This is a genomic window from Streptomyces rubiginosohelvolus (assembly GCF_014649875.1).
Lineage (GTDB): Bacteria > Actinomycetota > Actinomycetes > Streptomycetales > Streptomycetaceae > Streptomyces > Streptomyces rubiginosohelvolus.
Genome location: NZ_BMTW01000017.1, coordinates 151,781 through 166,689, shown reverse-complemented (window position 1 = coordinate 166,689; position 14,909 = coordinate 151,781). Strand labels below are relative to the sequence as shown.

The 14,909-nt window shown below is 72.4% G+C and carries 14 protein-coding genes and 1 pseudogene; 5 read left to right on the top strand and 10 right to left on the bottom strand.

Translation table 11 applies throughout. From position 1 onward, the window contains the following. The 3 genes from IE134_RS29290 to IE134_RS29280 form a co-directional block, all read right to left on the bottom strand. A partial coding sequence (locus IE134_RS29290) for a choice-of-anchor A family protein (RefSeq protein WP_229823761.1) occupies positions 1–1,311 on the bottom strand: 1,311 nt, incomplete at its 3' end. Between the two features lie 148 nt (positions 1,312–1,459). Further along, on the bottom strand, positions 1,460–2,446 hold the full coding sequence (locus IE134_RS29285; protein ID WP_098018034.1) for an NAD-dependent epimerase/dehydratase family protein: 987 nt from the start codon (positions 2,444–2,446) through the stop codon (positions 1,460–1,462). Positions 2,447–2,571: 125 nt separating this feature from the next. Next, positions 2,572–3,525 (bottom strand): LysR family transcriptional regulator, encoded by a 954-nt coding sequence (locus IE134_RS29280; RefSeq protein WP_189432182.1) that lies wholly within the window; start codon positions 3,523–3,525, stop codon positions 2,572–2,574. Positions 3,526–3,841: 316 nt separating this feature from the next. Between IE134_RS29280 and snpA the strand changes: the two genes are divergently transcribed. Next, positions 3,842–4,507: a snapalysin gene (gene snpA / locus IE134_RS29275; protein WP_098018037.1), complete on the top strand. Its 666-nt coding sequence runs from the start codon at positions 3,842–3,844 to the stop codon at positions 4,505–4,507. 187 nt (positions 4,508–4,694) lie between these two features. On the opposite strand, the gene IE134_RS29270 is transcribed toward snpA, so the two are convergent. From IE134_RS29270 to IE134_RS29245, 6 genes and pseudogenes are all read right to left on the bottom strand, one after another. After that, positions 4,695–5,051 carry a GntR family transcriptional regulator gene (locus IE134_RS29270; RefSeq protein ID WP_006127498.1) on the bottom strand — a complete coding sequence of 119 codons (357 nt, stop codon included), beginning with the start codon at positions 5,049–5,051 and terminating at the stop codon, positions 4,695–4,697. A gap of 2 nt (positions 5,052–5,053) precedes the next feature. After that, complete coding sequence (locus IE134_RS29265; protein ID WP_030716575.1) at positions 5,054–6,022, bottom strand: DUF1648 domain-containing protein; 969 nt, start codon at positions 6,020–6,022, stop codon at positions 5,054–5,056. A gap of 202 nt (positions 6,023–6,224) precedes the next feature. Further along, a pseudogene (locus tag IE134_RS29260) lies at positions 6,225–6,647 on the bottom strand (DUF6304 family protein); the annotation flags it as partial. Positions 6,648–6,714: 67 nt separating this feature from the next. Further along, on the bottom strand, positions 6,715–7,311 hold the full coding sequence (locus IE134_RS29255; RefSeq protein WP_126930784.1) for a GNAT family N-acetyltransferase: 597 nt from the start codon (positions 7,309–7,311) through the stop codon (positions 6,715–6,717). An 87-nt stretch (positions 7,312–7,398) separates the two neighbouring features. Further along, positions 7,399–8,442 carry a family 2 encapsulin nanocompartment cargo protein polyprenyl transferase gene (locus IE134_RS29250; RefSeq protein WP_189432186.1) on the bottom strand — a complete coding sequence of 348 codons (1,044 nt, stop codon included), beginning with the start codon at positions 8,440–8,442 and terminating at the stop codon, positions 7,399–7,401. 91 nt (positions 8,443–8,533) lie between these two features. Then, on the bottom strand, positions 8,534–9,940 hold the full coding sequence (locus IE134_RS29245; RefSeq protein ID WP_030716587.1) for a family 2B encapsulin nanocompartment shell protein: 1,407 nt from the start codon (positions 9,938–9,940) through the stop codon (positions 8,534–8,536). Positions 9,941–10,117: 177 nt separating this feature from the next. On the opposite strand from IE134_RS29245, the gene IE134_RS29240 reads away from it, so the two are divergent. From IE134_RS29240 to IE134_RS29230, 3 genes are all read left to right on the top strand, one after another. Continuing rightward, a complete protein-coding gene (locus tag IE134_RS29240) occupies positions 10,118–10,564 on the top strand; it encodes an RrF2 family transcriptional regulator (protein WP_097944699.1) in 447 nt (148 codons plus the stop codon). A 95-nt stretch (positions 10,565–10,659) separates the two neighbouring features. Then, a complete protein-coding gene (locus IE134_RS29235; protein WP_189432180.1) occupies positions 10,660–11,856 on the top strand; it encodes a globin domain-containing protein in 1,197 nt (398 codons plus the stop codon). A gap of 37 nt (positions 11,857–11,893) precedes the next feature. Continuing rightward, the gene (locus IE134_RS29230; protein WP_098018047.1) at positions 11,894–12,832 is read left to right on the top strand and encodes a 1-aminocyclopropane-1-carboxylate deaminase/D-cysteine desulfhydrase; all 939 of its coding nucleotides are present in this window, start codon (positions 11,894–11,896) and stop codon (positions 12,830–12,832) included. On the opposite strand, the gene IE134_RS29225 is transcribed toward IE134_RS29230, so the two are convergent. Then, complete coding sequence (locus IE134_RS29225; RefSeq protein WP_098018049.1) at positions 12,808–14,409, bottom strand: Na+/H+ antiporter; 1,602 nt, start codon at positions 14,407–14,409, stop codon at positions 12,808–12,810. The two genes, IE134_RS29230 and IE134_RS29225, sit on opposite strands and share 25 nt — an antisense overlap. Positions 14,410–14,443: 34 nt before the next feature. Between IE134_RS29225 and IE134_RS29220 the strand changes: the two genes are divergently transcribed. After that, positions 14,444–14,704, top strand: a complete 261-nt coding sequence (locus IE134_RS29220; protein ID WP_030716598.1) for a UBP-type zinc finger domain-containing protein — start codon at positions 14,444–14,446, stop codon at positions 14,702–14,704. The last annotated feature ends 205 nt before the right edge of the window (positions 14,705–14,909 follow it).

Genomic DNA, 14,909 nt, shown 5'->3' with positions numbered 1-14,909 from the left:
CGTCGGGGTGGGGTCCGTCGGGGTCGGGGTGGGGTCGGTGGGGGTCGGGGTGGGGTCCGTGGGGGTCGGCGTCGGGTCCGTGGGGGTCGGCGCGGGATCCGTCGGCGTCGGCGTCGGGTCCGTGGGGGTGGGGGTCGGGTCCGTCGGCGTGGGGGTGGGGTCCGTAGGGGTCGGCGTGGGGTCCGTGGGGGTGGGGGTCGGGTCCGTAGGCGTCGGAGTCGGGTCCGTCGGGGTCGGCGTCGGTTCCGGGGCGCACGACGGCAGGTCCCCGTCGAAGGGGTACGCGTGGATCTCCTGGCCACCCGACTGGCCCTGCGAGGTGTGGGTGAGCGAACCCGCCGTGTAGAAACGGCCGTTGGTGCCGCTCATGCTGAGCACGGTGGAGCTCGCCGGCTGGCCGACCAGGATGCTGCCCTCGAACTGGGCCGGGCCGGTCAGCGACAGAGCGGTGGCGTCCGGGAAGTTCCACAGCAGGTTCTCGCGGAGGCCCTCGTTGGGGAACGAGCCCATGAACGTGGCGACGCTGCGGGTGCTGCCGTACACGTTGACCAGGACGGTCGCGCCTTCGGGGATCCCGTTGAAGACGAACCCCGTGTTGCCGCCCGTCTCCGACTCCAGGTCCGCGTCCACGTCGAAGATCTGGATCGCGGAGGTGCCGTCGCCGGTGAACGTCATGAGGTCGCCGACCTGCTCCCAGGTGCCCGTCGCCTCCCGGTGCTCGTCGCCGTCGTAGGCGTAGCACCGGCTGGCCTCGGTGAGCTGCGGGCGCAGCTGCGTGTACGGGGCGGCCGCGTCCGCGTCGAAGCGCGGGGCGGTGGTGGGGTTCACCGTGCCCGTGAGGTCCCCCGCGTAGGCGACGCGGCCGGAGTGCTCGCCCTCCTCGGCGAGGAGGCGCTGACCGTCGGCGATGGTGACGTCCCCGCCCGTCGTCAGATAGTCGGAGCCGTCCGGCGGCGGCACCCGTGAACCGACGCCCGCGATACCGACGTTGTAGACCTGCGAGACCCCCTCCCGCTTGTTCATGTCGAACTCACCGAGGGTGACGACCTTGCCCTCCGCCTCGGCCGCCGCCTCGCGGACCAGGAAGTCCCCGCCGACGAAGACGTTGATGTTGCTGTCGAATCCGACGACCGGGCCGTTGTTGGGGTCGTTCCAGCTGGGCGGGCAGGAGCTGCCGAGGCAGGGTCCCAGTCCGCCCGGCAGCGGATCGGCACCCGCGGCCGGGGCCAGCACGCCCACCATCGCCGCGGCCGTGGCCACTGTCACTGCTGCCCGGATTGCGTTGCCGCGCCTGCGCGCCTTCTGTTCCATGCCGCGCAATATGCATGGTCATCACTTTGTCGTTTTGTATGACACGCCGCTCTTGTCCCGTTGCGTAGGCCTATGGGTGGTTTCTTCGCGCGACACGCGCACAGGAGCGGCGTGTCGGAGAGGCGGAGTGACAGAGCGTCGGCAGCCGTCAGAGCGCCAGCAGCTTCGCCTCCAGTTCCGGGTCGAGGCCGACGGCCGGGCGGTCGGGGCGCTGGGGAGCCGTGCCGCCGAGCGCGCGCAGCCAGGCCCAGGTGTCCGCGACGGTCTCCTCCACCGGGCGGCAGCGCAGCCCCGCCGCGTGTGCCTTGGTGTGGTCGCCGCGGTGCATCGTGTCGTGCAGCTCGCCCCGCGGCAGCCAGATCGGCAGGTCGCTCCAGGGCTCGGCCCCGGCGGCCTGCAGGACCTCCGGATCCGTCCAGCGGAGTTCGGCATCGGAGCCGGTGACGCGGACGCATGCCTCCAGCAGCTCGCCCATGGTCGTGTGGCCGGGGCGGCTGACGGTGTTGTACGGGCCGTGCAGCCCGTCCGCCGCGGCGTCCAGGATCCACTCGGCCAGGTCCCGGACGTCGACGTACTGGAGCTCCGTGTCGGGCCGGCCGGGGGCGATCACCGGTCCGCCGCGGGCGATCCGCGACAGCCACCAGGGAAGCCGGCCGATGTTCTCCCCGGGGCCGATGATCAGCCCGGCCCGTGCCAGCAGGGCCCGCTCCCCGAAGGCGTCCAGGGCGGCCAGCTCGCCGCCGCGCTTGGCCCGGTCGTACGGCACGTCCCCGCCGTCGTCGGGCGAGGCGCCGGTGACCAGCGGGCCGTTCTCGTCGAGCCCGGGAGCGGCCGGGTAGGCGTACACCGAGCGGCTGGAGACGTAACTGAAGTGCCCGGCCCGGGTGGACAGCAGACGGGCGGCGTCCCGGACGGCCGCCGGGGCACCGCTCCAGGTGTCGACGACCAGGTCCCAGTCCTGCCCGCTCTCCGCCAGCGCCGCGAGCCCCCGCCCACCCGCGGTCCGGTCCCCGGTCAGCGCGCTCACGCCGGGCGGGGGCGCGTGGCGGCCGCGGTGGAACACCGTGACATCCCAGCCCCGCTCCAGCGCCGCGTCGGTGACAGTCCGCCCGACGAACTCCGTACCGCCCAGCATCAGAAGCCTCATGGGACGACTCTGCCCGGCGGCAGGCGGTGCAGGAACCCGTGCACGCTGTCAGCAGAACGGGGAACTCTCCGGGGCCGACGGGCTGAGAGGCCGACCGGCGCAGCCGTACGGCGTCAGGGCGTGCGGGCCAGCGGCGAGCGGTGGCGCAGCAGCCACTCGTGGTAGCCGCTCGCCCGTCGCGCCGCGTCTCGGTAGGCGTCCTCCAACTGCGCGTACACCACCTCGATGTCGGTCCCGGGCCGGGAGACCAGGAGGAGGCGTACCGCGAGCGGGTCGCCCAGCAGGGGTCGGATCACCATGTCGTCGCGCGGTCCCGACGTCGGCTGGCAGGGGGCGACGGCCTCGCCGAGCACGACGAGGGAGGCGGCGGTGAGGTAGTCGCCGTGCAGGACCGGTGGGTTGAGTCCGGCGGCGCCGAGCACCCGGCGTACCCCGTCCCACTCGCCGTCCACCGTCGGATCGACCATCCACGGGTCGCCCGCGAGGTCCCCGAGCTCCACCACCCGGCGGCGGGCGGCCGGGTGGTCGCGGGAGAGGGAGATGAACTGCGGTTCCCGGTCCACGAGTACGCGCTGCTCCAGGCCCTCCGGCAGCGTCAGCGGGCAGCCCTCCACCTCGTGCACGAAAGCGACGTCCAGGCGGCCCGCCGCGACCGAGCGCAACAGCTCGTGGGCGGAGACGTCGACCCGCAGGGAGATGTCCGTACCGGGCAGGGCGACCCGCAGCCGGCGCAGCCAGCCGCCGATGACCCGGCTCGCGGTCGACCCGATGCGCAGCCGGGAGCCGCGGGGCCGGGCGGCCTCGGCCTCCTCCAGCGCCGCGGCCACCAGGTCGCTCATGCCGTCGACGAGGGGCCGGGCCCGGCTCAGGACGGCCCGGCCCAGGGACGTCGGGCGGCAGCCGGTCCGCTCGCGGAAGAACAGTTCGGCGCCGAGCACGTTCTCGATCCGCCGCAGCTGGGTCGTCAGGGAGGGCTGGCTCACGCCGAGGCGACGGGCCGCCTGGTGCAGACTGCCCGCGTCGGCGATGGCGCACAGCGCCTTGAGGTGTCTCACCTCCAGCTCCATGCAGCGGAGACTATGACCGCCGTCCGCCGGGCACCAGACGTCGCAACCCCACCAAACAGCATCAATTCAGGGAGTGTTGGGCTCGGAGGACTGTGGCGATGCCGTGTTGACGACGTGGGCATGGCATGACGGTGAACGTCTGACGTGCGCAAAGAAGCAGGGCCGGGTGGCGATAGGGCGGTGCTATCGCCGTTCGGCATCATCCCCGGCGACTGTGCGCTGCACCACACTCTTCCCCGTACCGCCCCACGCCTTGTCCGTTCAGCGGACACCCCCACGGCGTGGGTTCGTTCGGACAGGTAGGAGAAATCCCCCCATGAGACACCTCAAGAACGCCGTCGCCACCGCCGCCGCCGGCCTCGGTCTCGTCGCCGCGCTGGGCACCGCACCGGTCGCTGTCGCCGCTCCGGCCCCTGCCGCCCCTGCCGCCCCTTCCGCCTCCTCCACCATCGCCGCGTACAACGGCTCCGGCGAGAACGCCGCCGCCAACCGCGCCTTCCTCGACGCGGTCATGAAGTCCGTCGCCGAGAAGCGCGCGGCCAACCCGGGCATCAAGGCCGTCACGGTCACCTACGACGCCTCCGGCGCGCCGTCCTTCCGCAGCCAGATAGCCAACAGCACGCAGATCTGGAACAGCTCGGTCTCCAACGTCCAGCTCCAGGAAGGCTCCGGCGCCGACTTCACCTACCGCGAGGGCAACGACCCGCGCGGCTCCTACGCCAGCACCGACGGCCACGGCCGCGGGTACATCTTCCTGGACTACGCCCAGAACCAGCAGTACGACTCGACCCGCGTCACCACGCACGAGACCGGGCACGTGCTCGGCCTGCCGGACAACTACTCCGGCCCGTGCAGCGAGTTGATGTCCGGCGGCGGCCCCGGCCCGTCCTGCACCAACGCGCAGCCGGACGCCAACGAGCGGGCCCGGGTCAACCAGTTGTGGCAGAACGGCCTGGCCTCGCTCGCCCGTTCCGCATCCTGACGCCGTCACGTTCCGGACGCCGTCACGTTCCTGACGTCATCGCGCCCCCGGGGCGTCGATAGGTCCCCGGCGTCGCCGCGCTCGTCCGGCCGGTCCCGTGTCCCGGGACCGGCCGGCACCCCCCACACGACAGAGGACCGTTCCGCTTCCGGAACGGTCCTCTTCGCGGTCCCGACGCCTCCCCCTGTCAGGCGTCGAGTTCGTTACGGACGAGGGTCAGCAGTTCGTCCTCGGTCATGCCCAGGTCCCGGGCGTCCGCGACCGCTTCGCGCACCCTCTCCAGCAGCCGGGCGCGCTGCGGCGATGCGCCCGCGGTGATCGCCGCGCCCCGTCCGCGGCGCAGTTCGATGAGCCCTTCCTCACGGAGCCGTTGATAGCCGCGCAGGACGGTGTGGACGTTGACGCCGAGGGATTCGGCGAGCGCCCGGGCGGCGGGCAGCCGCTCGCCCGGGGCCACGGCGCCCTCGGCGACCGCACGCCGGACCGAGGCGGCGATCTGGTCCCCGAGCGGCACGGTGGAGGTGGGATCGACCCGGAAGAGCATGGTCAGCGCCCCGCCCGCTGCCGGTCGAGCAGCGTGTTGAGCAGAGCGGCGCCGGTGGCCGAGTCCGCGACGGTGACGGCGAACTCGCGGCCGCTCGTCAGGCTGACGACGATGGCCTCACCCGAGCGGGTGATGACGCCGCTGCGCTCGGGGCGGATTCGATAGCCCCAGCCGCCGTACTCCGCCAGGGCGTTGACCGGGCGGCTGTCCGCGACCTCCATCCGCTCCAGCGGCACCCGCACCCGGGGCCGGGGCAGCAGTCCGGAGACGGTGAGACCGCGCCGGTCCACGGTGACGTGGGGGCGGCAGAAGGTGCCCGCCACCAGGGCGAGCAGGATCAGCGGCACCCCGATGAACCAGCTCTGCTCCCGGCCGACGGTGACACCGGCCGACAGCAGCACCAGCACGGCGACGGGTGCCCACCAGGCGCCGATGCCGCGCCCCCAGGCGGCCACCTCGCCGTCGGCGAGCACGATCCTCTCCCGGGTCGCCGGGTCCGGGTCGCGCGGGTCGTCGGGCACGGGGACCAGCCGGGCCAGCAGCAGCCCGAGGGCTCCGGCGAGGGCGGCCGCCCCGAGGGCCACCGCGATGTGCCAGAGCGGGAACCCGTCGGCCGAACCGCCCTCGGGGACGTCCACGTTGACGAACAGGACGGCGATCTGCAGATAGCCGAGGAACGCGGCCACGGCGAAGCCCCCGCCGATGAGCCACCGGCGGGCGCGGCCGTGGAGCCTGCCCTTGGCCGCGATGAAGGCCCACAGCGCGCCGAGCACCAGCAGCGAGGGGAGCGTGTAGAGCAGATAGGCGGTGAAGCCCAGATATCCGTCGGCGGATCCGGCGGCGTCGAAGTGGACGGCCAGCCGGTCGGGCAGGCGGTCCGCGATGGCGGCGTAGAGCGTGAGGTCGATGAGGAGTGCGAGGACAAAGGGCAGGGCGGCGAGAGTGACGCGGCCAAGGTTCTTGCTTGTCATGGAAAACCTCCGTTGTTGGCATGCTAGTAGAACAATGGGATGGAGGCAACGGGAGAAGGCGACGGGGAAACGCGCGTCCGCCCCGTACCGGGATGCGGTACGGGGCGGACGCGAACGGTTCGTCGGTGACGGGAGGTTGGGGGTGGTTGCCGGTGGCGGCAGGACGGGCTTCGGGTCAGGCGGCTCCGGGCCAGGCGGCACGGGTCTGCACACGGACGTCGTCCGGAAGGGCCCGCTCCACGGCAGCCAGGGCCGCGGCGAAGTCGCGCTCGGCGCGGGCCGATTCGTACACCGCGCCGTCCAGATGGAGGGCGAGGTGGAAATCCGGGTCGGCCCGGCGCAGGGAGAGCAGGCACGTGAGGGTGGCGTGGCGGGGCGTGCCCGCGACGAGGACGGGCAGCGTCCGGTCCCACTCCAGGACGCAGTCGGTGAGCGCGCCGTCCCGGAGACCGAACAACCCGTCCTCCGGCGGGGCGCCCGCGACGGGGCTCAGGCCGTCGAAGCTCTCGCCCTCGAAGTCGGCCCCTCTGATCCGGAGCCGGATCCGCTGTCCGTCCGTGGTGAGAACGGCGGCGTCGGAACCCTTGTTGTCCCGGTACCAGCCGGCCCACGACTCATCTGTCATGAGCAGGGACTGTAGCCCCCGCCTCGGACAACTGCCGTACCACCCTCCGCAGCGAACCGACGGGGCGTCAACGCGCGTGAGGTTCCCGCCACATGGGGTACATCGGCGGACCGTCCGGCAGGTCGACCGCCCGGCTGAGGAAGCGGAAGCCGAGCCGCTCGTACAGCACCCGGCTCCGGGCGCTGCTCGCCTCCAGATAGGCCGGCAGGCCCTCCCGGTCACAGCGCTCCAGCTCCGCTCCGATCAGCTCCGCCCCGATGCCCTCCCCCTGGCGTTCGGGACGGACGCCGATCATCAGCAGATAGGCGTGCGCGCGGTCGTGCGGGTGGATCGCCCCGGTGAGCCTGCCCACCAGTTCGCAGCGCTCGTTGTCCGGGTCGGCGGTCTGCCGCATCAGCGCGGGCGTGGGGTCCTCCTCCTCGGGGGCCCCGGCGGGCACCTGCAGCCAGAGGGCGACCGCGGCCTCGTCCTCGGCGATGTCGATGCGCCCCTCGGCGAGGGCGACGTCGACGAAGACGCCGAGGAACCTGCCGTGCACCGCGCGCCGGTGCGCCTCGTCGGGGAACACCCAGCTGCTGACCGGGTCGTCATGGAAAGCCTCCTCCATGACCGAGACGACGAGCTCCCGGTCGCGCTGCTCCGCCTGCTGGATCCGTATACCCATGACGGGCTGCCGCCTCTCTGCTGCCTTCCTTCAACCAACCTCCGGAATACTAGAGTTGACAGGGTGCCGCCGGTCACCCGAGGTGGGTCAGCTGGTCCGGCGGGTGACGAATTCGGCCAGCGCGAGCAGGTCGCCCGCCGCGCTCGGGTCGGGGACCGCGCGGGAGAGGTGGTGGACCGCGCGGGCCATCCGGTCGGCCGCGCAGACCTGGGCCCAGTCCCGCCCGCCGGCCCGGTCCACCGCGTCGGCCGCCCTGCTCACCTCGGCGGCGGTGTTCATGGGCCCCCGGTAGAGCGCGGCGAGCTCGGCGGCGGCCGGGGTGCCGGAGGTGAGGGCGGCGACCACGGGCAGGGACTTCTTGTGGGCGGACAGGTCGGCCCCGACGGGCTTGCCGGTGCGGCCGGGGTCGCCCCAGATGCCGATCAGATCGTCGATGAGCTGGAACGAGAGCCCGGCCTCCCGTCCGAACCCGTCCATCGCGCGGACCGCCCGGTCCTCCGCCCCGGCGTAGAGGGCGCCGAGCGCGCAGGCGCAGCCGAGCAGGGCGCCGGTCTTGGCGGTCGCCATGGCGAGGCATTCGTCGAGCGTGACCTCGTCGGGGCCGCGCTCCTCGAAGGCGCAGTCCGCCTGCTGGCCCGCGCACAGCTCGATGACGCAGGTGGAGAGCCGGGCGGCGGCGAGCGCTGCGGCCGGATGCGCGTCCTCGGCCAGCAGCCGCTGGGCGAGGGCGAGCATGGCGTCGCCGCTGATGATGGCGTCCGGGATGCCGAAGACCGCCCATGCGGTGGGCCGGTGCCTGCGGGTGGTGTCCTCGTCGATGACGTCGTCGTGGAGCAGGGTGAAGTTGTGGGCGAGTTCGACGGCGACGGCGGCCCGGACGGCGCGTTCCGGATCGCCGCCCAGCGCGCGGGCGGCGGCCAGCACGAGGGCCGGCCTGATGGCCTTTCCGGCCTGGCCGGCGGCGGGGGTTCCGTCGGCGTTCTGCCAGCCGAAGTGGTACATCGCGATCCGGCGTATGCCGCCGGGCAACGACTCCACGGCCGATCGCAGATGCGGGTCGACGACGGCGCGGGTGCGCTCCAGGAGCGCCGCGGCCTCGTGCCCTTCCGTCGCTGCGTCCGTACTGGTCATGGTCACGGTCAACTCCCTGGGGCGAGGCGGTGGGTGCGGACCCGGGGGTCCGGGCGGCCGCTGCCGCCCGGACCCCCGGGGTGACTCGGGATCAGCGCCAGCGGCTGACCTCGACGTTCTCCAGCACTCCGAGGGCGTCCGGTACCAGAATGGCGGCGGAGTAGTACGCCGTCACGAGGTAGGAGATGATCGCCTGCTCGTCGATCCCCATGAAGCGGACCGAGAGGCTCGGTTCGATCTCGTCGGGGATGCCGGTCTGCTGGAGGCCGATGACGCCCTGCTCGGCCTCGCCGGTCCTCATGCAGATGATGGAGGTGGTGCGGGCGTCGGTGACGGGGATCTTGTTGGACGGGAAGATCGGCACCCCGCGCCAGGCGGGCACGTGGTGGCCGCCGATGTCGACGCTCTCCGGGACGAGTCCGCGCCGGTTGCACTCGCGGCCGAAGGCGGCGATGGCCTTCGGGTGGGCGAGGAAGAGCTTCGACCCGCGGCGGCGCGAGAGCAGCTCGTCCATGTCGTCCGGGCCGGGCACCCCGTCGTGGGGCTGGATCCGCTGCCCGTAGTCGCAGTTGTTGAGAAGGCCGAACTCCCTGTTGTTGATCAGCTCGTGCTCCTGGCGCTCGCGGAGCGCCTCGACCGTGAGCCGCAACTGCTGCTCGGTCTGGTTCATCGGCTGGTTGTAGAGGTCGGCGACCCGGCTGTGGACCTTCAGCACGGTCTGGGCGACGCTCAGTTCGTACTCGCGGGGTGCCGCGTCGTAGTCGACGAAGGTGTGCGGGACGACCGCCTCGCCGACATGGCCGGCGGAGAGGTCGATCGCCGCCTCGCCGTAGTGGTTGGTCCGCTGATGCGGGATGGAGAGCAGTCCGGCGAGGTGGCCGCGCAGGGATTCGGCGCGTTCCGCGAGGTTGTACACGTCGGCCCGGCTCAGGGTGAGGAGCGTGCACGGGGTGACCGCGCGGGCGGTGTACTCCCAGACGGCGGAGCCGTCGACCAGGCTCTGGTCGCCGAAGTACGCGCCGTCGGCGAGGACCCCGAGCTCCGTCTCGTCCCCGTAGAGGCCGGAGCCGATCTTCTCGACCTTGCCGTGCGCCAGCAGATAGACCCGGTCCGCCGCGTCCCCCGAGGCGGCGAGCACCTCCCCCGCGGCCACGTCCCGCTGCTCGCACCTGCGGGCGAGCTCGGCGAGGACCTCCTCGTCCCCGAAGTTCCGCAGAGCGGGCAGCTCCCCCAGCTCGGCGGGGATCACGGCCACCCGGTCCCCGGTCTGGACGAAGGTCACCCGGCCGTCGCCGACCGAATAGCTGAGCCGACGGTTCACCCGGTACGTACCGCCCTGTACCTGCACCCACGGCAGCATCTTCAGCAGCCACCGCGAGGTGATCTCCTGCATCTGCGGCGCGGATTTGGTGGTCGTCGCGAGGTTCCGCGCAGCTGCCGTCCCCAGACTCTGCTGCGGTGGCGCCTGCGTGTCGCGAACCTCTTCACCAACGGACATCTGACGTCCTCTCGATCATGGGCTGACCTGCGAGGAAAAGACTTTCAGCAGGAGGGGGAGACCCGCCATTACACAAAAGAGTGTGACTAATCCGCCTTCAGGCGGGGCACGTTGATCCCCGCCACCGGACCACCCCTTTAATTTGCATCATCTGTGCAACTTATCTACGGTGACCTCATGCGGCTGACGAGATTCACCGACGTGGCACTCCGCGTCCTCATGCGGCTCGCCGTCGCCGAGGGCACGGAAGCGCCGACCACCCGCGAGGTGGCGGCCACCATGCGGGTCCCGTACACCCACGCCGCGAAGGTCGTCGCCCGGCTCCAGCATCTCGGCCTCCTCGACGCCCGGCGCGGCCGGGGCGGCGGACTCACCCTGACCTCGGCCGGCCGATCCGCGTCGATCGGCTCGGTGGTGCGGGAGCTGGAGGGGCCGGAGGAGGTCGTCGAGTGCGAGGGCGACACCCCTTGCCCGCTCCGCTCCGCCTGCCGACTGCGCGGGGCCCTGCGCGGAGCCCAGGAGGCCTTCTACGCCGCACTGGACCCGATCACCGTCACCGACCTCGTCGCCTCCCCCACCGGCCCGCTCCTGCTGGGCATCGGCAGCGGCCCACCACCCGGCTGACCCCGTCCCGGCCCCGCACCCTCACGCACACCCGTGCGGGGCGAGTTCCCCTTGCCCTTAAATACGCATCCAGCATTCCAATAACAAGGAGCCTCATGCTCTCCGACCGGTCCACCGCCACCGTCCGCGCCACCCTTCCCGTCGTCGGCGCGGCCATCGGGGACATCGCCGACCTCTTCTACGAGAAGCTCTTCGCCGCCCACCCCGAGCTGCTGCGGGACCTGTTCAACCGGGGCAACCAGGCCCCAGGCGATCAGCGCAGGGCCCTGGCCGGTTCCATCGCCGCGTTCGCGACCGCGCTGGTCGAGCGGCCCGGCACCCGGCCCGACGTGATGCTGGACCGGATCGCCCACAAGCACGCCTCGCTCGGGGTGACCCCGGAGAGTTACGAGGTGGTGCACACCCATCTGTTCGCGGCCATCGCCGACGTCCTGGGCGACGCGGTCACCCCGGAGGTCGCCGCCGCCTGGGACGAGGTCTACTGGCTGATGGCGGGCTCCCTGATCGCCGTCGAGGAACGCCTCTACGCCCAGCAGGGCGTCCTGGCGGGCGACGTCTGGCACGCGTGGGAGGTGGCCGCCCGGGTCGAGGAGACCGAGGACGTCGCCACCTTCCTGCTGCGCCCGGCCGAGGACGGGCCCGCGCCCGCCTTCCGGCCCGGCCAGTACGTCTCCGTACAGGTCGAACTCCCGGACGGGGCGCGCCAGATACGCCAGTACAGCCTCTCCTGCGCACCCGGCTCCCGGCTCCGGTCGATCACCGTGAAGCGCGTGCGCGGCCAGGGCTCGCCCGACGGCGAGGTCTCCGGCCACCTGCACGAGCACACCCGCGCGGGTGACCTGCTGCGCCTCTCCGTCCCCTACGGGGACCTGGTGCTGGACCACCTGGACGCGCCCCTGCTGCTGGCCTCGGCGGGCATCGGCTGCACCCCCATGCTGTCGATGCTGGAGTACCTCGCCCAGGAGGGCCACCAGGGCCCGGTCACCGTCGTGCACGGCGACCGCTCACCGGCCGACCACGCCCTGCGCACCGATCACGTACGGCTGACGGAGAAGCTCCCGGACGCCGAGGCGCACTTCTGGTACGAGGCCCCGGAGGCAGGCCGGCCGGCGAACCGCACCGGCCTCGTCGACCTGGACGGCGTCACCGTACGACCCGGAACGCACGCCTATCTGTGCGGCCCGCTCCCCTTCATGCGGGCCGTCCGGGGCCGGCTGCTGGAAGCCGGAGTCCGGCCGGCCGACATCCACTACGAGGTGTTCGGCCCGGACCTCTGGCTGGCCTCTTCCTGAAACGCCGTCCCCGCAGCAGGCAGGCGACAATGAGCGGGTGACCAGCCCGCCCCCCGGCCCGCCCCGCCTCGACGCCCTCCTGCGGCCCCGCCTCCCCTCCCTCTTGCAGGAGGTCCACGACGAGAGTTTCGCCCGCCGCGGGGTGCGGCTGTTCCTCAAGCGGGACGATCTGATCCACCCCGATCTGCCGGGCAACAAGTGGCGCAAACTCGCCCTCAATCTGGAAGCCGCCGCCGGGCGCACCGTGCTCACGTTCGGGGGCGCGTACTCCAACCATCTCCGGGCCACCGCGGCGGCCGGGCGGCTGCTGGGCTTCGGGACCGTCGGCGTCGTCCGCGGCGACGAGCTGGCGCACCGGCCGCTCAACCCCTCGCTGGCCCGGTGCGCGGCCGACGGGATGCGGCTGCACTTCGTGGACCGTACGACGTACCGGGCGAAGGCGTCCCCCGAGGTCCTGGCGGGGCTGCTGAGCCGGTTCGGGGACGTGAAGGTCATCCCGGAGGGCGGCAGCAACGCCCTGGCCGCACAGGGCTGTACGGCGCTGGGGCGCGAGTTGGCCGGAGAGGCCGATGTGGCGGCCGTGGCCTGCGGGACCGGCGGCACGCTGGCCGGGCTCGCCGGCGGGCTGGATCCCGGGCAGCGGGCGCTGGGCGTGCCGGTGGTCGGCGGTGGCTTCCTGGCCGGGGAGGTGACGCGGCTCCAGCGCGAGGCGTTCGGCGGCCCGGCCGGGGACTGGGCGCTGGAGGAGCGCTTCGCCTTCGGCGGCTACGCCCGTACGACCCCGGAACTGGACGCCTTCGCCGACGGCTTCGAGGACCGGCACGGGCTGCCCGTGGAGCGCGTCTACGTCGCCAAGCTGCTGTTCGCGCTGACCGCGCTGACCGACGAGGGGGCGTTCGCGCCGGGCACCCGGGTGGCGGCCGTGATCACCGGCGCCCCGGACGCGCCGCTTCAGGAGTCGTCCGTCTCCCGGTAGGCGGCCGCCTCCTCCAGGTCCAGCCGGCGCAGCAACGTCCGCATCATCTCGTCGTCGATCCGCCGCTCGTCCCGGAGCCGGACGAAGACCTCGCGTTCGGCCTCGATCATCTCCCGCGACAGCCGCCGGTAGGTGTCGTCCGCCGATTCGCCGGTGACCGGGTCGGCGGCGCCCAGCCGCTCCCAGACGGCGTTGCGGCGGCGCTCCAGCACCGTGTGCAGCCGGTCGGCCAGCGGCGGCGGGAGGCTGTTGTGCGGGTCGTCGAGCAGTTCCCGCAGCCGGGCCTCCGCCGCCTCGGACGCCTCGCTCTGGGCCTGCGCCTCGATGAGTGTGACGGTCTGCGGGTCGGGGTGCGGCAGCTTCAGTACGCGGACGAGGACGGGCAGGGTCAGGCCCTGGATCACCAGCGTCCCGATGACGGTGGTGAAGGTCAGGAACAGCACCAGGCTGCGGGCCGGGAACGGTTCGCCGTCCTGCGTGACCAGCGGGATGGAGAACGCGACGGCGAGCGAGACGACTCCGCGCATCCCGGCCCAGCCGACGATGAGCGGCGCGGTCCAGTCGGTGCCGGGCTCCCGTTCCCTCACCCGCCGGGAGAGCCACCGGGGCAGATAGGTGGCCGGGTAGACCCAGAGGAAGCGGACCACGACGACGGCCACGAAGACCACGACCGCGTAACCGATGGCCTCCTCGACGCCGAACGGGCCGAGCTCCTTCAGGACGAACGGCAGCTGGAGGCCGATCAGCGCGAACACCGAGGACTCCAGGATGAACGCCACCATCTTCCAGACGGCCGCTTCCTGAAGACGCGTGGCGAAGTCGACCTGCCAGGAACGGTGCCCCAGATAGAGGGCGACGACGACCACGGCGAGGACACCGGAGGCGTGCACCCGTTCGGCCGCCGCGTACGCCACGAAGGGGATCAGGAGGGACAGCGTGTTCTGGAGGAGCGCTTCCTTGAGGTGGGTGCGCAGCCAGTGCAGCGGCACCATCAGCAGCAGCCCGACACCGACCCCGCCGATCGCGGCGAGCAGGAACTCGCCGATTCCGGCGCCCCAGCTCATCCCCTCCCCCACGGCCGCGGCCAGCGCCACCCTGAAGGCGGTGATCGCCGTGGCGTCGTTCACCAGGGACTCGCCCTGGAGGATCGTGGTCACCCGGGCGGGCAGCCCGACCCGGCGGGCGATCGCGGCGGCCGTCACGGCGTCCGGCGGGGCGACGACCGCCCCCAGGACCAGGGCGGCGGTCAGCGGCAGGTCCGGGATGATCCGGTACGCGAGCCAGCCCACCGCCACGGTGGCGAAGAGGGTGTAGCCCACGGAGAGCAGGGCGACCGGCCGGATGTTGGCCCGCAGATCCAGGTAGGAGCTGTCCAGGGCCGCCGTATGGAGCAACGGCGGAAGCAGCAGCGGGAGGACGACATGGGCGTCCAGGTGGTACGTCGGGACGCCCGGCAGGTAGCCGGCCACGAGGCCTACGGCGACCAGCACGAGCGGGGCGGGCACCGGAGTGCGGCGGGCCGCACCGGCCACCGCCGCACTCACGGCGACCAGGGCGATCAGCGGCAGCGCGTCCATCCCACCGTCCTCGATCCGTCGTAACCTGCCCATCATGAGCGAGTGTGCGCATGTAGCGGAACTGCCACGCCCCGAGCCCGTACCGCTCGGGAAGACGTGTCCCGAGTGCCTGGAGGCGGGCACCCACCCCGTACAGCTGCGGCTCTGTCTGACCTGCGGGCACGTCGGCTGCTGCGATTCGTCGCCGCTGCGGCACGCCACCGGACACTTCCGGGCGACCGGTCACCCCGTGATGCGGAGCTTCGAGCCGGACGAGAGCTGGCGCTGGTGCTTCGAGGACGGTTCGATCGTCTGACGCCTGGGTACGTCAATGCGGCGCCGGTTCTTCGCAATTGGACGCCGCAGACCCCTAGCCACTTTCCGTACTCATGGAGTTACCATGAGTGACGGTCGCGGTGTGGGGTCCGTACGACACGGCATCATGGATCCGATAACGTCGCCGAGCCGAAGAACCGTCGACGGACCGCATGGCTCCGGGCCACCCTTCCCGGAACCTCGAA